Source organism: Oligoflexus sp. (genome assembly GCF_035712445.1).
Taxonomy (GTDB): Bacteria; Bdellovibrionota_B; Oligoflexia; order Oligoflexales; family Oligoflexaceae; genus Oligoflexus.
In genome coordinates this window covers 1-17,011 of sequence record NZ_DASTAT010000070.1, presented here as the reverse complement: position 1 = coordinate 17,011, position 17,011 = coordinate 1, and the positions used below count along the sequence as shown (strand labels likewise).

At 55.3% G+C, this 17,011-nt stretch carries 14 protein-coding genes and 1 pseudogene; 9 read left to right on the top strand and 6 right to left on the bottom strand.

The annotated features are described in order from the left end of the window. The first annotated feature begins 86 nt into the window (after positions 1-86). The 3 genes from VFO10_RS15490 (at position 87) to VFO10_RS15480 (ending at position 1,536) form a co-directional block, all read left to right on the top strand. Positions 87-329, top strand: a complete 243-nt coding sequence (locus VFO10_RS15490) for a hypothetical protein (RefSeq protein ID WP_325141719.1) — start codon at positions 87-89, stop codon at positions 327-329. Positions 330-341: 12 nt separating this feature from the next. After that, on the top strand, positions 342-818 hold the full coding sequence (locus VFO10_RS15485; RefSeq protein WP_325141717.1) for a hypothetical protein: 477 nt from the start codon (positions 342-344) through the stop codon (positions 816-818). A gap of 166 nt (positions 819-984) precedes the next feature. Next, complete coding sequence (locus VFO10_RS15480; protein WP_325141715.1) at positions 985-1,536, top strand: BON domain-containing protein; 552 nt, start codon at positions 985-987, stop codon at positions 1,534-1,536. Between the two features lie 102 nt (positions 1,537-1,638). Here the strand turns inward: VFO10_RS15480 and VFO10_RS15475 are convergent, their stop codons facing one another. From VFO10_RS15475 to VFO10_RS15465, 3 genes are all read right to left on the bottom strand, one after another. Further along, positions 1,639-3,699: a beta-propeller domain-containing protein gene (locus VFO10_RS15475; protein ID WP_325141713.1), complete on the bottom strand. Its 2,061-nt coding sequence runs from the start codon at positions 3,697-3,699 to the stop codon at positions 1,639-1,641. 133 nt (positions 3,700-3,832) lie between these two features. Continuing rightward, the gene (locus tag VFO10_RS15470; protein ID WP_325141711.1) at positions 3,833-4,729 is read right to left on the bottom strand and encodes a hybrid sensor histidine kinase/response regulator; all 897 of its coding nucleotides are present in this window, start codon (positions 4,727-4,729) and stop codon (positions 3,833-3,835) included. Continuing rightward, positions 4,677-5,966 carry a PAS domain-containing protein gene (locus VFO10_RS15465; protein WP_325141709.1) on the bottom strand — a complete coding sequence of 430 codons (1,290 nt, stop codon included), beginning with the start codon at positions 5,964-5,966 and terminating at the stop codon, positions 4,677-4,679. The genes VFO10_RS15470 and VFO10_RS15465 overlap by 53 nt, the downstream gene beginning before the upstream one ends. A 341-nt stretch (positions 5,967-6,307) precedes the next feature. Between VFO10_RS15465 and VFO10_RS15460 the strand changes: the two genes are divergently transcribed. Then, on the top strand, positions 6,308-8,440 hold the full coding sequence (locus VFO10_RS15460; RefSeq protein WP_325141707.1) for a PAS domain S-box protein: 2,133 nt from the start codon (positions 6,308-6,310) through the stop codon (positions 8,438-8,440). Positions 8,441-8,459: 19 nt separating this feature from the next. Here the strand turns inward: VFO10_RS15460 and VFO10_RS15455 are convergent, their stop codons facing one another. Next, complete coding sequence (locus VFO10_RS15455; protein WP_325141705.1) at positions 8,460-8,597, bottom strand: hypothetical protein; 138 nt, start codon at positions 8,595-8,597, stop codon at positions 8,460-8,462. A 214-nt stretch (positions 8,598-8,811) separates the two neighbouring features. Here VFO10_RS15455 and VFO10_RS15450 point away from each other — a divergent pair, with 214 nt between their 5' ends. From VFO10_RS15450 to VFO10_RS15440, 3 genes are all read left to right on the top strand, one after another. Next, positions 8,812-9,756, top strand: coding sequence for a hypothetical protein (locus VFO10_RS15450; RefSeq protein WP_325141703.1), 945 nt, complete (start codon positions 8,812-8,814; stop codon positions 9,754-9,756). 207 nt (positions 9,757-9,963) lie between these two features. Beyond that, the gene (locus VFO10_RS15445; RefSeq protein WP_325141701.1) at positions 9,964-13,041 is read left to right on the top strand and encodes an ATP-binding protein; all 3,078 of its coding nucleotides are present in this window, start codon (positions 9,964-9,966) and stop codon (positions 13,039-13,041) included. A gap of 17 nt (positions 13,042-13,058) precedes the next feature. After that, entirely contained in the window at positions 13,059-13,742 is a 684-nt protein-coding gene (locus tag VFO10_RS15440; RefSeq protein WP_325141699.1) for a response regulator, read from the top strand. On the opposite strand, the gene VFO10_RS15435 is transcribed toward VFO10_RS15440, so the two are convergent. Beyond that, on the bottom strand, positions 13,727-14,869 hold the full coding sequence (locus VFO10_RS15435) for a hypothetical protein (RefSeq protein ID WP_325141697.1): 1,143 nt from the start codon (positions 14,867-14,869) through the stop codon (positions 13,727-13,729). The two genes, VFO10_RS15440 and VFO10_RS15435, sit on opposite strands and share 16 nt — an antisense overlap. A gap of 112 nt (positions 14,870-14,981) precedes the next feature. Here VFO10_RS15435 and VFO10_RS15430 point away from each other — a divergent pair, with 112 nt between their 5' ends. Beyond that, positions 14,982-15,170: a hypothetical protein gene (locus VFO10_RS15430; protein WP_325141695.1), complete on the top strand. Its 189-nt coding sequence runs from the start codon at positions 14,982-14,984 to the stop codon at positions 15,168-15,170. A 107-nt stretch (positions 15,171-15,277) separates the two neighbouring features. On the opposite strand, the gene VFO10_RS15425 is transcribed toward VFO10_RS15430, so the two are convergent. Continuing rightward, positions 15,278-16,027, bottom strand: a complete 750-nt coding sequence (locus VFO10_RS15425) for a carbohydrate-binding domain-containing protein (protein WP_325141693.1) — start codon at positions 16,025-16,027, stop codon at positions 15,278-15,280. Between the two features lie 392 nt (positions 16,028-16,419). On the opposite strand from VFO10_RS15425, the pseudogene VFO10_RS15420 reads away from it, so the two are divergent. Then, positions 16,420-17,011 (top strand): annotated as a pseudogene (locus VFO10_RS15420) (branched chain amino acid aminotransferase); the annotation flags it as partial.

The window sequence follows — 17,011 nt, the reverse complement described above, 5'->3', positions numbered from 1 at the left end:
TGCTGCTCGCGATCCTATTCTCCTGACGATCCAATAGTGTGCATTAGCTGCAAGACAGGATGTTTTGCATTGAGGAGGTTATTGTCATGAGTGTCAAAGCTTTGCTTGAGCAGTTATCCAGGGAAGGATTCAACATCGTGAGGAGTGGGAATGCGTACAAGGTCATGCGCAATCAGCTGCTGGGGTCTTTTACGACTTTGAACGGGCGTCCCGTGAATTTCTATACGGTCAATCCCCGCATACCGAGCGAATACTGCGAAGGGTATCAGCCAGGCACGTTCCATTACAGCTGCACGCGATTTTTGGCAGCTCTTAAACAAGCTGGTTGAAAGGGGCAGGCCATGATGTTGGAATCAAGGAAACCTCGGCTTTTCGCTGTGCCCAAGGATGGACCGGCGGTCAAGGTCGTGTGGAAATCGGAATTTTCTGACTATCGCCTTGCGCCCTGTGACCTTTATGAAAGAGCTTTGGATATCGAGGCCGCCGATCACCTGCCGATCTCGTTCCGGCGCGAAGAGGACGGCAGTTTCATCGCCGCCATCTATCAGAAAGTGGACGATCCCCGGCAGGAGGAAAAAGTTCTCTATATGATTCTGGATCTGAGTCACGAACAGAAATACTGCCTTGAGGATTTTTCAATCTTCATCCGGCAGTCGCGGGCCATGATGAAAACCGTGCGCATGCGTTCCTTCCACAGCATCTCGAAAGTTCGCATCTGGCGAACCTATAAAAAGTCCGAAGGCTGGGAATATCTGAACGCCTGTGAGATGGACGTGCTGGAGGCTCTGCACGCGCCGGCCGCCGCCCAGGATTTTTGAAGAAAACCCTTCACGCCAGGCTCTGCCTGGCCTCCTGCTGCATCCTTTCTGCGACATCGTCTGCTCGACATGCATAAGCCTTGAAGTTTTTCATGGGAACCTTGATCCGTGGATCAGAGATTGCAATGTCTCGCGCGTGGAATAACCAAGACCAAGGAGGCAACTTATGAAACTTCTATCAATGTTGACAACAGCTGGTATCGGAGCGGCTCTGGTTTACCTCTATGATCCGGTCAGTGGCAACCGCCGCCGCGCCGCTGTGCGCGAAAGGGCCAGCAAAGGCCTTCAGGACGCGCAAAGATTTCTGGATGTATCCAGCCGCGACCTTCAGAATCGCTCGCTCGGCATGCTGGAGGAGATGCGATCGCGTCTGGCTGGACAGAAAGTGGATGATGATAAACTCGTGCGCCGCGTCGCGTCGAAGTTGGGCCATTATATGAGCCGGGCCAAGGACGTTGGGATTACAGCCGAGGATGGAATCGTGACTCTGCAGGGGCCGATTATGAGCACCGAAGTTGACAACGTGATGCGCGCGATTGCCCGTATTCCGGGTGTGCGCGAGGTTCACAATCAAATGGAATTGCACGAGGCCTCGGCGGACATGCAGCGCAGCCTGCGTAAAAAGTGGACGCCCGCCCGCCGTCTGGCTGTCGGTTCCGCAGGATTGATTCTTGCGGCATCCACGCGATCTTTGATGCGCGGTCGCCGCCGTGCCTGAATCAGAGGGGCGGCCGCGAGACGACCGCCCGATCTCTCATACGCGGCCGCGAGAAATCCGTCCGATTCGCGAGGGGCGGCCGCCGTCCCTACGCCGAATGCCTCAAAAACGATTCGACTGACACGACACTTCGTGAGCTGGAAAACTCCAAGCCAACGTGGGTTCCTGCCATTGTCCAACCTGGAAGGCCTTGACCCCCCAGCGGGACAGCGTCACGATCTGATCGCCGAGTCGATAGACGCGATTGATGTCCAGCGACGGACGCTGATCCTGCCACCAGCGCCAGCTATCGAGTTCGCTGCGGCATGCATCCGCAACCCATTCCACGTGACTGATGCGGGCGGCTTCTGATAGTCCCGAACCCTCAAGTTTCAGGATCAGGGCTCCGCTGAAGTCACGCGCCGTTCCCCATTCGCCAGCTTCTTTCAAAGCGATAATCGGCACTCCGATCAGCCCGGACTTTGAATCATAGAAGAAAGCCTTGGGATCCACCGCCACTTCTGAACTCGAACCGCGAATGCCGTAAATTTTAGGCGACTGCAGCTCATTGATGTGAGTCGGGTCAGCGATTCCGAAAAGGGAAATCTTCACGCCTTGAAAAAGCGAATAGTCGCCCTGATCCAGTGCATCAAAGCCAACTCCCAAAAGACGCCCATCCCCCAGAGGATGCATGTAGGTGGAAAAGCCGGGAATCTTCAGCTCACTCAAAAGCCTGGGGTGAAGAGGATCGCTCAAGTCGAAGGCGAACAGCGGGTCGGTTTTTTCGAAGGTCACCACGTAAGCATAATCCCCGAGATAGCGAACGGAGCGTATATCCTCGCGAGGCGCGAAATTTTCCAATGAGGCCCTGATACGGAGCTGAACGCCGGCATCCGGAGCCACGATGAAGAGATGATTGCTGGCCACCTCGCCCCCGATTCCGCCCAAAAATCCCGTGGTGGTGGCAACCGCCAGATAACGCCCCTCCTTCAGCTCATGCAGGGACCAGCGGTCCTTGATACGACCCCGCAGCTGGCCCGCGGCCCGGGGCTGTAAAAATCCGTTCTGAAGGCCAATCTGCTGGATACGCAGTCTTTCATCCTGCGGCTGCGGTCTTGCGATCGGCACAGGTCCTCCCCACCATATGGGCGAAAACCACTGCACCTGCTGTTTGAGGACATACATATTACGGGTGGTCACATAGAGTTCATCCGTGGAACCGATCAGGCCAAGGGCCTCGGGCTTTTGTCCGGTCAGGGCCTTGACATCGCGGATATTGATCATAAGAGTCTTGCTCAGCTGCAGATCCCAGTCGCGAACGGGCCGCCTTATGTAGCGTTCGCAGGCCACACCCTGCAGTTCCCCATTCCGAATCGGCGGCAGGATGCGGCGCTTCAGTTGATCCCGCATCTGATACATCCTCTGGCGTTTGTTCGGATCCGAGAACCAGGGTTCGGTTTGGAATTCCTTGAAAGGGACCGGGACACGGATATCGGGGATGCTATCACTCAGAAGGAGCAGAAGCTGGTCACCGATCAGCCGACTCGTAAACAAAGATCCCAGGTAACGCTGCTCTTTGATCAGAGCGGGATACGCATCGGCCGCGGTTTCATACACGCGCACAAGGCTAAAGGCCTGGGCATCCTTGCCCGCCATCTGTCCCAGAATCACAAGCCGACCGGGGGCTGTGAGCAGCTGGGTATGCATGAGTCCTGGAATGTGAAGGCTTCCCATCGGCTGCAAAGTCTGACGATCGAGGATCTGAATGTATTCATCCGAACTTAAGGCAAAGACCTGTTCATCACCCACCCGAAAACGATCGGCTTCGTCCACGCCGCGTTCCTGAACATTGGTCGCGCCTTCGACGCCGGCATCAGTCCCGGCCGGCTGCGCGTTTTCAAGCTCCTTATCCACACCGTAAATGGGCCGATCCATGCCGATCGCCGACGACATCCAGGCCTTGTCCTGAAGCCACATTTCGTCAAAGCTGCTTGCAAGGTCTTCACGCAGGGCGGCACAGTTCGGATAATAATCCATGCCAGCGTATTCCTGCGGCTTCGTTTGCAGAGCCTTGTTCAACGCCTCCTGGGCGGACTCGGCAAAGGCCTTGTTTTCAAGGGTCGAAAGCGGTCCCAGCAGGACCAGTGAGAGGAAAAACCTTAGGTAAAGATCTGCATATCGCATAACAAAGCTCCTTTATGAAAATGAGCTGTTCCCTGCGGACGCCATGCAGTTGTCATACGCTTCCTGCAGCAGGTTTCAATCTCAATTCAGGAGAACATGAAGGCGATTTCTTGCGCTGAACGATCGGTGAAACTCATGTACGGTCATGTCGAAGGGGAGTTTCCCGCAGGATCGTGGCCACGAGTTCACTTAAACCGGCGGGTTTGGCCAGATGGGCCGTAAAACCCGCCGCCAGGATCTCGGCTTTGTCATCCTCTGTTCCATAGGCGGTCAGAGCAATGGCAGGAATCGGCCTCCGTCCCAGCATCTCTTCACGACGACGCCAGGTTCGGATCAGATCAAAACCGTTGACATCGGGCATGCCGATGTCACTGATCAGAAGATCGAGAGGCCGCTGCTCCAGCTCGATCCAGGCCTGGGTCGCAAGGCTCGCGGTGATGACGTCAGCGCCGAGCATTTCGAGGGAACGCTTCAGCAGAGAGGCCGCTTCAATTTGATCATCCACGACCAGGATGCGATACGAAGGGAGGCGTGGCGCGAGATCATCCATGGGTCGCGGGCTCGTCTGATGAGGGGCCGCAGCTGCATCATGCACATCATCCACCACGGCGACCACAGGGATGGAAAGGGTGAAGGTGCAGCCTTGATTCTTACCGGGACTCGCGGCCTGCACCGAGCCGCCGTGGAGTTCGGCGATGTGCCGGACGATGGCGAGCCCCAAACCGAGTCCACCATATTTACGGCTTTTGGAGCCATCTTCCTGATTGAAGCGATCAAAGACATAAGGAAGGAACTCGGGCGTGATGCCTTGACCTTGATCCCTGACGCTGAATTCCATGTATCCTTTTTGGAGTCGGACGTGGATGAAAACCCGGCTGCCTTGCGGCGAAAACTTCACGGCATTGGCCAGAAAATTCCAAAGCGCCTGCTGGATCCGGCCGCGGTCACCGTTGATCATGCCGGCCCTGGCCTCGATATCATAGTGAAGGCGGATGGATTTCGCATCCGCTGCGAATTGAATGGCCCGCATGGCATCCACCACAATATCCTTGGGATCGAAGACGGATATGTCGAGCAGCATTTTCCCGGTGATGATGCGGGAGACCGAATTCCGGCGTCCCCGGCGTTTCCAATCGCAGCAGCTCGGTGTGCCCTTGAATAATGTTCAGGGGCGAGCGGAGTTCATGGGAAAGCGTCGCAAGGAATTCATCCTTCCGTTGCGACGCTTCAGCCAGCTGCTCGGTCTTGATGCGCAGCTGGTCTTCCATTTTCCGGCGTTCGGTCACGTCGACGACCACACCGATGAGGCGGGTGCCCTTGACGCCATCCCGTTCCATCACGCGGCCCCGCGCGGATACCCAGCGGAGAGGCTGGCCTTCGCCTTCGATGCGATACTCCGCTTCATAGGCCTCTCTCGATTCCAGGGACTTTTGAATTCGTAGTCTCACCGCATCACGATCGTCCGGGTGGATGGCGTCCAGAAAAGTCTCGACTTGGCCACCGTCCGCATCACATGCGGCGACGCCGAAGAGGTTGGCGAGATTGTGATCCGCATAGACGCGATTGGAGTCGATATCCCACACCCAGGTGGCGATGGCTCCGATTCCAAGTGCGGTATCCATGCGAAGCTGGACATCCTTCAGTTTCTGGCTGGTCGATTCGAGGTTTTTGATATTCTCCAGCGCCATCACCGAGGCCGAGGCAAACTTGCAAAGGCTTTCGAGACAGCGCAGATCGTCCTGAACGAAATGCTTGTGATGATCATGCGCAACCACCCAAAGCGTGCCGACAGCCTTTTCGCCGTTTTGAAAGGGTACCAGCAGGGCCTCGCAAAGGTCCAAACCAAGCTCCAAATCAAGGCCTGATAGACTTTGATAATGAAGGACGGGGTTTTGGATCAGGAGCGGTTTGTTCCCATCGACGACATCGCCGCAGGGTGAGAAATATCGTGGCATTGTGCAATTGACGAAGGGCTCCAGTTTTCCCTGAATCGCCCGCCAACGAAATACGGGCTGGCCGTTTTCCTCGTCCAGAAGGCTGATGCCGGCCGAATGTGCCCCGCAAAGAGTAAGCGCATGCTGCGCGAGCCTTTGAAAGATATCATCGGAACGGTTGGCGAGAGATTCGGCCAGCGACACCAGAGCTTGATTCTCCGCCGCGTAATCGGGGGCGCGCTGCGGTCGTGACAGCAGCTCAGTCACATTCAAGGTGCCCAGCGGTAGACGTGAACACTCTGACTTCGGGATCATGTGCTCTGACAGTTCCATCTTTAACCTCGGGCAACGTGGCGTCTCGGGCTCTTCAGAGTCTTAGCATCTGGCCGTTTCAAAGGACATGAGAATTTAACCAAGATTGGCAGAAGGCGGAAGTTGGCAGGATTTGAATCCTTTTGTCCTGTAGGTTTTCAAGAACACGTCAGCTTGAAAGATTGAAGTCTGATATATTTCAGGGGATTTTTTTTGCAAAACCTGGAAAAGCCGGTGCTTCCCTGTGCTTCGTGCGGAATCACGCCGCAGATATCATGATATTGCGCTTAAACTTCCGGCCCGAATCGAGTAAAGAATGGTAGGATAGAAGTGGCATGCAGTAGGCTTGCCGGTTCTTTTGCATGAAATCTCCACTCATCCGGGTCAATAGCATGAATTCTCCAGAGCCAGGCTCCGATAGCGTCATCAATACCTTCGCCTTATTCGCGGGGGCCGTGAAGGATTACGCAATTTTCCTCCTGGATGCCCAGGGCTATGTTCAGACCTGGAATCCGGGAGCGGAGCGGATGCAAGGCTACAAAGCGGACGAAATCATCGGCAAACACTTTTCGACCTTCTATCCGCTCCATCTGATCGAGCGGCGTCATCCTCAGTACGAGCTGAAAATGGCGGCTGAAGAAGGCAGCTATGAAGAAGAGGGCCAGCGTCTGCGTAAGGACGGTTCTTCTTTCTGGGCTGCCGTGACGATTACGGCTTTGAAGGATAACGACGGGCAGCTGATCGGTTACGCGAAAATCACCCGCGACATCACCGATAAGAAGGTCACCGAGCAGCAGCTGCGCGAGAGTGAAGAACGTATGCGGCTCTTGATCGAAGCGGTCAAAGACTACGCGATCTTCATGATCGATCTGGATGGTCGCATCATGAGCTGGAATTCAGGCGCCCACCGCTTGAATGGCTACACGGCGGACGAGGTGATCGGCAAGCCCTTGGATATCTTTTACACCCAGGAAGCCCTGGCTTTGGGATATCCGCACTGCGAACTGGAAGCGGCCATGCGCGATGGTCATTACGAAGAGGAAGGTATTCGCAAGCGCAAGGACGGATCCACGTACTGGGCGAATGTCGTCCTTACCTCCCTGCGTGACCATGAAGGCCAGCTGCGCGGTTTTGCCAAAGTCACCCGTGATATCACCGAGCGAAAAATCGCGGAAGAAGAGCTGAAGAACGCGCACAGCGATTTGGAGCGCCGCGTTCAGCAGAGGACGTCCGAGCTTTTGGGAGCTGTGGAGCGACTGCAGAAGGAGATTCAAGAACGGAAGGCCGTGGAAGAGGAGCTTGTGAAAGCCAAGGAGGCTGCGCTGGCATCGAACGTCGCGAAAAGCGCGTTCCTGGCGAATATGAGTCACGAGATCCGAACGCCCTTGGGGGCCGTGCTGGGTTTTTCCGAACTCTTGCTGCAGCCGGATTTGCCAGAAGAGGAACGCACGCTTTACCTGGAAACTTTGAAGCGGAATAGCAATGTTCTTCTGACCATCATCAATGACATCCTCGATCTTTCCAAAGTGGAGTCCGGTAAATTCCAGGTGACGAAGACGACTGTCGATCTGAAGGATTTCCTAAACGAGGCCGTGGCCGTCCTGAGTCTGAAAGCCGATGAAAAGGGTTTGGAATTCCTGGTGGAAGCCGAGGGGTCCATGCCGCGCACCATTGAAACCGATCCTGTGCGTTTGAAGCAGATACTTTTCAATATAGTCGGCAATGCCATCAAGTTCACAAGCAAGGGTAGCGTGACCCTGACCGTGAAATCCTTGACCCAGCTGCGCGGTGCCCCGCATCTGGCGATTGACGTCACCGATACCGGACCGGGCATTTCCGCCGAAAACGTCAAAAATCTTTTCGAGCCCTTCGTGCAGGTGGACTCGTCCCTTACGCGGCAATTCGGTGGAACCGGCTTAGGCCTTGCGCTGTCCCGCCGACTGGCGCAGGCGTTGGGCGGGGATGTGGTGCTGACCGAATCGACTCCAGGGCAGGGCAGCACGTTCACCATCACGATCGATTCGGGGCATACACCGAAGCGAACCCGACTTTTCCAAAGTTCGAAGGGTGAGACCCCGGCGTCGCCTTCGGGCACGGCGGAGAGTCGACCGCAGAGAGAGAGTCTCAAAGCGACCAGGGTCCTTTTGGTCGAAGACCTTGCCGACAATCGCCTGCTGATCGGCAGCATACTCAGAAAGCTGGGCTTGGAAGTCGACTGGGCCGAGAACGGCTGCGAAGGCATGGAAAAAGCCCTGAGCGGCAACTATGATGTGATCTTCATGGATCTTCAGATGCCTATCATGGACGGCTACGAAGCCACCCTGGAGCTGCGAAAACGCGGTTATGGAAAACCCATCGTCGCGGTCACCGCCCACGCGATGAACGAGGATCGGGAGAAGGTGATGAGATCGGGATTCAACGCCCATCTCACCAAGCCTATCGATCAGCAGACCTTATGGAATAGCCTTGTGGATTTGAACACGCGGGAAGGTTAGCTAGTCCATTGACGCTTCGTCAAATGTCCTCAAGATGCACAGAACTCATGGCGGCGAAGATCGAATCAAACTTGTCGATGATCACGTCCTGATCGAGCGCCGCGGCAAGGGCGAATGGTGAATACTGACTTCCGAGCCCCGGTTTCGTTACGAGCACGAGCCAATAGCCCAATGATATCAGAATGAAGCCAAACTTACCAGCAGGTCATGATCCCCTGAGGAAGCGTCTCGGGCCTCAACGCCCTTTGCCCAGTTTCCTGACATTCGCGTTTTGAAGGCTCTTTTTTATCATTTGTTTCAGGTGCTTGCAGGCGCTTTTGAGTGGAATTTTTATTGCATGAAAAGCAGTCTGACTTTAAAAGGGACACACCATGCACGCACGTCTTGTTCTGGCAGGAATCTGTCTTCTCGCCCTCGGATCGGGCTGCCGCTCGAAAAAAGTTCAGGACCAGGACACGACACCGGAGTCGGTCATCACCGAGAATAAAACCCTGGAAGGCGTGCCCGAGGCCGATGCAGAGAAAAAGAAAAAGAGCAAATTCGAACTCTATCCTCCGATCTTCACGATATATCCGCTCTCGCAGCCGGAACCCGGACATCCCTTTCATTATGGTTACGCGCCCGACGCGGAACGACCCTTTCAAACAGTCCTTGCGTATGTGGTGGCCGTGGAACCCAACTTCAACTATGGCGAAGCCGCTCCACCCGTGCTTTTGGATCCTTTTGCCTTTGAAGACTTCATGAACGACTGGGCCGTGGATTTTCAGCGTCATCCCGAGCTTGTTCAGCAGCTCCAGGACCTCGCAAAGAATTTCGCGTGGCAGGTCGATAGCGAATATTTTGAAGACAAAGCCGAGCCCGTCCCTCCGAACGTCCTTGATGATCAGCCGCTCTACATGCAATCCACCCAGATTACCCTGGCCCGACGCCTGACCTTTAAAAAGGCCGGTTCCACCGTGATCACCGGCGATATCAAGGGCACGCTGCTCAAGATCCCTTTTGCGATCAAAGAGTATTCGAAAGCCCAACTCGATCTTGGCAAGGCCCGCTACGAGAAAATCGACGACTCCTGCACCCGCTGCCATGCCGGTCCAGAGGCGACCCGTGGGGCTTACCTGAAACACTCCTCGGATTTTCTGTCATTCTTCACGGATGCTCAGCTGATCGAAATGTTCAAAAACTCAAGCAACCCCGATGGCGGTCCTTTCCTGGGCGGACTGCATGTGAACGTCTTCACGGATATCTCGGAAGAGGAGGGCGTCGTAGCCTATCTTCGCAACATGCTCCCCTGGTTTGATAAGGCCCAGAGTTTCTAGAACTATGCGCCTCCTCTCATAAAAGGAGGCTTTCGCGATGCGAAAATTGACCTTCAAAAAAGAACTCGGTTCTAATTTTGTTTCATCAACTTGAATTGGGATATCCATTTTTTTTCGGGTATTACCAATGCGGCTTTTTATTTCCACAGGAACCTTGCCGATCCCCATGATTAGGATTTTCTCTAAAAATCGTCATGAGGCACGGTCATGCAATTGCTCCTCGGAAAGCGAAATGCACTATGGTTCGGCGGGATCCTGCTCGTCCTGCTGGCCATCGGAATTCTTTCCTATGTCGGAGCTTTAACGGTCAACTCCACGACCGCCGCTCGCGGCCAGTCCCGGCTTTACATTTACCTTACGGAATCCCTGCTCAATGCCCTTTCCGAAGCCGAGTCCAGCCAGCGCGGATTTCTTCTGAGCGAAGACACCGTCTATCTTAAACCCTTTGAAGAGGCCCGACTTCGCCTTGAACCTCTGATGCAAAGGCTGAAAGACTTCGATGGCACGGAACGCAAAGCCAGCCTTCAGAAAGTCGAAGAGCTGATCGCCGAAAAATTCCTGGAGATGGATCAGACGCTGCAGCTGGCCAGGACGGGGCACAAGGACGAGGCCATGAAAGTCTTCGCGGATGGGTCCGGTCGCATCTATATGATCGGGATTCGCAGCGAGCTTCTGCGCCTGAAGGCCGATGAAGAGATTCGGCAAAAAAGCCTGGCGGAATCCGTCGAGACTCTGCAGAAGCGCATGACCTTTTGGGTCTGCGGAGGATCTGTCTGCGCTTTTGTCCTCGTGATCGTGGCCTTTGCGCTGGTGAATCGCGAGCTGCTGCAACGTAAAACGATTGAATTGCACCTCCGTGATCAGGAGGCGCAGCTGCAGGAGGCGCAAAGCGCGGCTCACCTCGGCAGCTGGGTGTTCCATTCGGCTACGGGAAAATTGGAATGGTCGCGCGAACTGTGGCGGGTGCTCGGGCTGGAACCCAGTGATGCCGAGCGCACGCTTGATGATTTCATCCATCTCGTTCACCCCGATGATCGAGCTTTTTTCTTTCAGCTTAAAACACGCATTCAGGCCCATGATCTTGAGCCCTTTCAGCAGGATCTTCGGATTCTTTGGAGTAACGGCCAGCTGCGCCATGGGCTGGCCACGGGCCGCATACGGAAAGATGCTGCGGGGAACACGCACGGCCTGATCGTCACCGTACAGGACATCACCGAACGTAAAAGAATCGAAGAGGAACTCCAAAAAGAGCAGGCGCGGCTGGGGGCCATCATAGCCACGCAGTTCGACATCGCCACCGCGGGCCTAAGCCTCGATAAAGTCATGCGCAAGGTCGCCTCCCGCACGGAGACTTTAACCGGCGCTGACGGGGCCGTGATCGAGCTTTTGGAAGGTGATGAGATGGTCTATCGTGCGACCAGCGGCATGATAGCTGGACGTGAAGGCCTTCGTTTGAAAGCCGGCGACAGCCTCTCCGGGCTTTCCGTCCGGGAAAATAAAATTCTGATCTGCGATGACAGTGAAACCGACCCGCGCGTGGATAGGAATGCCTGCCGCACCCTGGGTGTGCGGTCGATGGTCGTGTTCCCGCTTTGCTTCGAAGAGAAGACGGTGGGTGTTCTGAAAGTGATGTCGCAGCATGCTTCCCGCTTCCGTGATCGTGATGTCGAAACCCTGCAGCTGATCGGCGGTCTTTTGTCCAGCTCCATGGCCTATGCGTCCCAGTTTGAAGCCAAGCAGGCCGCCGAGGAAGTGGCGAACGAGGCCTCGCGCATGAAGTCGGCTTTCCTTGCGAACATGAGCCATGAAATCCGCACGCCCATCAATGGCATCATCGGCATGAGCAGTCTTTTGGAGGACACGCAGCTCGACGAGATGCAGCGCGAATACATGTCGACCATTCAAAGGTCCGCCGAGGCCCTTTTAACCATCGTGAATGATATCCTCGATTTTTCCAAGATCGAAGCCGGCAAGCTTGAATTGGAAGTGATCGACTTTGATCTGGATCAGGTGATCTCGGATATCGGAAAGTTGATGTCGTTCACCGCCCGGCGCAAGGGTCTGCAGTTCCTCGTCAAGAGTCCGAAGGCATGGCCCAGCCTTTTTCGGGGCGATCAGGGGCGACTCCGCCAGGTGCTGCTGAATCTTCTGAGCAATGCGATCAAGTTCACTAGCGTCGGCCGTATCGAGCTGCGCATTGCCCAGTCGGGCGAACAGGATCGAGCCGTCCGCATCCGCTTTGAAATCGAGGATACGGGCATAGGGATCGCCGAGGACAAACAAAAGCTTTTATTTCAGGCATTTTCCCAGGCCGATGCGTCCACGACAAGGCGCTTTGGAGGAACGGGGTTGGGTCTTTCCATCTGCAAGCAAATCGTGGAGCTGATGAAAGGCCGCATCGGTATGAGCAGCCGCGAAGGCCGGGGCTCGATCTTCTGGTTTGAAGTTGAATTGGAAAAGAGTTGCGTCCGCGACACGCCGACTCCGGATAAGCTGGCGGGAGTGAAATCGCTGTCCACGTCGAAGCGCATTCTGATCGCGGAAGATAACGCGGTCAATCAGAGAGTGGCCCTTGGGTATCTGCAAAAGCTCGGCTACCGCTGTGATGCGGTCGGGAACGGGCAGGAGGCGATCCAGGCCCTTGAAGAGCATAGGTATGACCTTGTGCTCATGGACTGTCAGATGCCAGAGATGGACGGTTACGAAGCCACTCAGGCGATTCGTTCGCGCACGACGGCTTTTGCCCAAATTCCCATAGTTGCCATGACCGCCAATGCTGTGAAAGGCGATCGGGAACGCTGTCTCGAAGCCGGAATGAACGATTACATCACCAAGCCGATCAAACTGCGGGAACTGTCCCTGGCCTTGAAACGCTGGCTGGACAATGAGTCGTCAGAAGTCCCGGTGACTGACGCGGCCGTTTCCGATTCCTGTGCCGTCCTTGATCGTGATGTTATAGAGAGCATTCGTCAACTGGCTGCGACGGCGGGCAATAATTTTCTGGAGGAATTGATCGGCATCTTCGTTTCGACCACACCGCCGCGCATTGAGCTTATGTTGCAAGCTTTGCAGGATGATGTGCGCGTGACGATTCGTAAAGAGGCTCATGGCCTGCGCAGTGCATCCGGCCATCTGGGATTGGTGCGGATGGAAGCCCTCTGTCAAGAGATTGAAGAATCTGCGGAAGACATGGAGAAGGCGGCATTGCAAAGCCTCCTCAGCAAACTGCGTCAAAGCTATGAAGAATCGCGTCTTGCCTTGCAGGAGCTCGACAAAGCCAGTTGAAGGGAAGGAAACGTATCATGACTCATGTCGTACTCATAGCGGAAGATGATCCCATTAGCCAGCGTATGGCCGCGGCCGTCGTGGAAAGCTGTGGCTATCGAGCGCACATCGTTCAGCATGGCGGTCAGTGCCTTGAAATCCTGCAGAAAGGTCTGCAGCCGGACCTTCTCCTGCTGGACCTGGAGATGCCGGTGATGGACGGGATACAGGTCCTGCGGGCCATGAAGCAGGCAGGGGGCGTTGAGATCTGCCCGATCGTTGTGTTCACATCGCATCACAATGAGCAGACGGTGATGGAAGCGATCAAGCTGGGCGCCGATGACTTTATCGTCAAGCCCTTTCATCCGCATGAACTGGGCCAGAGGATGAGTGACCTGATCTTTGAGATTGATGACGCGCAGCTCAGGGTCCTGATTGAGAAGCTTCATTTCCAGGATCCTTCCCTGGCCGATCAACCCTCGCTGAAACCCCATGTGGGCCAGTCCTTCAATCTCTATCCTGTGATGCATGGCCAGCGTTCCATCTGCGTCGCCATCCCCCAGGGTCTTTCTCCGCAGGCTATTTCTCGCATGAGTCTGCCCGAGATCGTGATGAAGATCATGATCTTTCGCAAGTGCAGCACGGGCTGGCGGAAAGTGTGGCCCAGGGCGCATACGCTGAGCGTTCTGCGGCCTTCGTCCAAACGTCAGGCGCCTGGGTAATCCGAATAGGGTTCGTTCACCATCCCGCTCTGCTGAAAGAACCAGATCACAACCACGAGCACGATCAGGATGACGAGAACGAGGAACGTGATCTTCCAGATGCTCAGGGGCGCCTTGCCCTGCACTTCACCGGTTTGACCATTGACCAGGAATTGAAACGTCCTCTCCCTGTAGCGATAGGCTGAAATCCAAATCGGCAGGAGGACATGCTTGAAGCGTTCCTCGGAAAATTCATTCTGCACGTGAAGCCCGCTCTGGGTATCACCGGGAACATCGCCCGAGCAGCGGCGCATCTGTTCCTGTTCCATGAGCGCCACGGCCCTTTGCCAGGAATCGTTCAAGCCGATCTGATATTCCTCGGCGCACCAGCCCACGAGATATTCGGGTTCATAAGGTTTTAAGAAGGAGGTGTCAAAGGTCTGCAGGCGCGCCGCCAGGTCCTGGGATAGACCTTGGGATGCGCAGATCAGGAATTCATCATAGACATCCGTGCGCGACCCGGCCGCGGGAACCCAGCGGACCTTCTGCACCTGGCGGGTCTTATGTTCGATTCGGCCATCGGCGGCTCGCTCCGTGTAATGCTCGGTCTCATAGTAATAATAACCGGCCAGCGCCTGCCAATCAGAATGAACCTTGGCATCGAAAACCCAGTAAGGAATATAAACACCGCGGACTTCGCTGATCCGGGCGAGGCGTTTCAAAGCATTCGGTCGCAACCAAAGCGAACGCACCCAGCGGGAAAAAAGCTCATTGATGACCTTTTCACCGATGGAGAACGGCACCACCGATTCCGGTCGAATCACCTGCCGGTGATCCTTCAGCTCAAGCACCTGGTTGGAACTGCAAAAACTGCAATGGGTCGCCGTCAGATGAATGTCGAGGCTGACGATCGCACCACAGTTCTGACAGGATACGGTGCGGGTTTCGAGTCCATAACCACGCACGGCATCGCGGGCCAGTCCATCTTCAAGCTTATACTCCACGATCGAGTGGGTCACGCTTTCCTGGGGAATCGCCTGCAGCTGCTGACAGGATTCACAGCGCAGCTGCTGCGCAGCGGGATCAAAAACCAGGCTGCCCTGGCAACGGACGCATTTGTAATTTTGGCTGCCTGGGTTCCCACTCACCTGAAACCTCCTGTCCTTGCTGTCTATACCCCACTCTGAATGACAGCTTAAAAATCAGAAGTACTCCAGGACAATCCCCGGGTATACTTCTTTTCATTTGCGTGAGGTTCCTATGCTTGATGATACCTGGGATGGAACGCTGGTACTGGAAAAACTCGCAGCGATCGACAAGGTCGATGAATTCTTCGAAGCCGTCGATGAGGATGATTTCGCTCTGGCTGAGAAGCTGATGAAGGCGGCGCGGGTCGATGCGGAAACGATAGCCCATGTTCTCCGCATGATGGCGGAAGCGGAAGGTTAAACGCCAGGCATAGCCCTATACTTTTGTATGGATTCGCCCTGAGCTGAACCCAGGCGATCCGAGGGAAGGACAAGAGCAGCGCGCGCACTGTCCCTGTTCCCTTCGACTCACTTCAGATTGATCCAAACTTTGATATTGCCGTTTTCCTGGGACCGATTGAGTTTCAGATACAGTGGTTTTCGCAAATCGACATGATGAACGCCTTTCGCGCAGGGATTCACACCTTCCGTGACCTCCTTGAAACGATTGTTCCAGTGCTGCGACGGACAGGCATCATAGATCACGGCGTTGGAGGCTATGGATTTATCATCCGAGTAAACGTTGACTGCCTTGCCGCAGGGAACATTGCACGCCGGTTCGCGGACCATTTTCTGACCATCGACGTAGCGCTTCACATCAGCCGGCATCCGATCCCACTTATCGAGGCAGTCGGGATCCGAGCATTTTGCCCAATTATCGTTCATGCATTCACCATCCCAAAGCGGAGATCGCTCGGTCACGGCAAAGTAATAGCCACCATGATTGTCGGCTTGACCGCAGGTGGTTTGCGCGAAGACCTCACCACGATAGGGATAATAGGTCGCCGAGAAGGAAAGTATCCTGACCCGACAGCTGCGACCATTCTCCCAGCCCCAGCCATCACCGTCCTGATCATTGCGCGCGTCGTCGCAGATGGGAGGCATCCAGCAGCTGTGATTGTCCTCCCAGCTCCATCCGTCTCCATCATCATCCGTCGCAGCGAGCGAGCACATCGGATGCCCATCCCCTTGAAGAACCGATGCTGACGGTCCTCCGCAGGCCCCCAGGCAAAATCCTGCCATGAGCCAAAAATATGGCCCGAGTCGCTTAAGTTTCATTGTGTCCCCCTTGAGCAAATGGATGTCATGCAAGTCGCCCATGCTCCGTGGCGAGCTGCTTTTGAAGGTTTCAAACGGCTTCACGATAGTTTGTAAGACGAACTCATTAACTGCAGAATTTAAGCGTACCCTCTGCGTTTGTGAAGGCATGAATGATTCATAAAAACTAAAGTTCAATGCGGGTCAATGCAATGGGGGACAAGGCCGAGAGGCAAGTCCCTTAATTCGAAATGATGATAACATTCGGGTGAGGTTTCGCACGGCAACGCCGTCAACATGGTCGCGGTGTCCTGGAAAGCGCCATCTTTCGTTCTGCCGATGGAAGATCGTATTCACAAACGCCGGCTAATGTTTTACGAGAGAGGGGAGAACTCGCCAATCGGAGATACAACGTGCTGGATATCAAGACCCACTATGCCGGAAGCCCCAAGGCCCTGCCATTCGCCGATCCCAACGCCGACCTCGGCTTTGGAAAGTTATTCACCGACCATATGTTTGTCAGTCGGTATGCCGAGGGCCACGGCTGGTCCAGTTCGGAGATTATCCCCTATGGTCCTTTGGAGATGGATCCTGCAGCCTCGGTCCTGCATTATGGGCAGGCTTTATTTGAAGGCATGAAGGCCTTTCGCAGGGATGACGGCAGCATTTGGCTCTTTCGCCCGGAATACAACTTCAAGCGAATGGGTGACGGCGCCGATCGGCTCTGTCTGCCGCAGCCATCACGCGCAATTTTTATGCAGGGTTTGAAGGCCCTGCTGCAATTGGAGCAGCGCTGGGTTCCGCCGGCGCAGGGCAGCTCGCTCTATATCCGCCCCACTCTGATCGGAACGGAGGCCTTTTTGGGGGTGAGGCCGGCGGCTGAGGCCCTCTTCTTCATCATCCTTTCGCCGGTGGGCTCCTATTATGCCGAAGGGGTGAAGCCGGTTAAAATCTGGCTGGAAACCAGCGATGTCCGGGCGTCGGTCGGTGGACTGGGTGCGGTTA

Coding starts and splice junctions, on each gene's coding strand:
- VFO10_RS15490 (WP_325141719.1), top strand. CDS start 87: ATGAGTGTCAAAGCTTTGCTTGAGCAGTTATCCAGGGAAGGATTCAAC.
- VFO10_RS15440 (WP_325141699.1), top strand. CDS start 13,059: ATGACTCATGTCGTACTCATAGCGGAAGATGATCCCATTAGCCAGCGT.
- VFO10_RS15480 (WP_325141715.1), top strand. CDS start 985: ATGAAACTTCTATCAATGTTGACAACAGCTGGTATCGGAGCGGCTCTG.
- VFO10_RS15465 (WP_325141709.1), bottom strand. CDS start 5,966: ATGGAACTGTCAGAGCACATGATCCCGAAGTCAGAGTGTTCACGTCTA.
- VFO10_RS15485 (WP_325141717.1), top strand. CDS start 342: ATGATGTTGGAATCAAGGAAACCTCGGCTTTTCGCTGTGCCCAAGGAT.
- VFO10_RS15445 (WP_325141701.1), top strand. CDS start 9,964: ATGCAATTGCTCCTCGGAAAGCGAAATGCACTATGGTTCGGCGGGATC.
- VFO10_RS15475 (WP_325141713.1), bottom strand. CDS start 3,699: ATGCGATATGCAGATCTTTACCTAAGGTTTTTCCTCTCACTGGTCCTG.
- VFO10_RS15450 (WP_325141703.1), top strand. CDS start 8,812: ATGCACGCACGTCTTGTTCTGGCAGGAATCTGTCTTCTCGCCCTCGGA.
- VFO10_RS15430 (WP_325141695.1), top strand. CDS start 14,982: ATGCTTGATGATACCTGGGATGGAACGCTGGTACTGGAAAAACTCGCA.
- VFO10_RS15460 (WP_325141707.1), top strand. CDS start 6,308: ATGAAATCTCCACTCATCCGGGTCAATAGCATGAATTCTCCAGAGCCA.
- VFO10_RS15470 (WP_325141711.1), bottom strand. CDS start 4,729: ATGCGGGCCATTCAATTCGCAGCGGATGCGAAATCCATCCGCCTTCAC.
- VFO10_RS15425 (WP_325141693.1), bottom strand. CDS start 16,027: ATGAAACTTAAGCGACTCGGGCCATATTTTTGGCTCATGGCAGGATTT.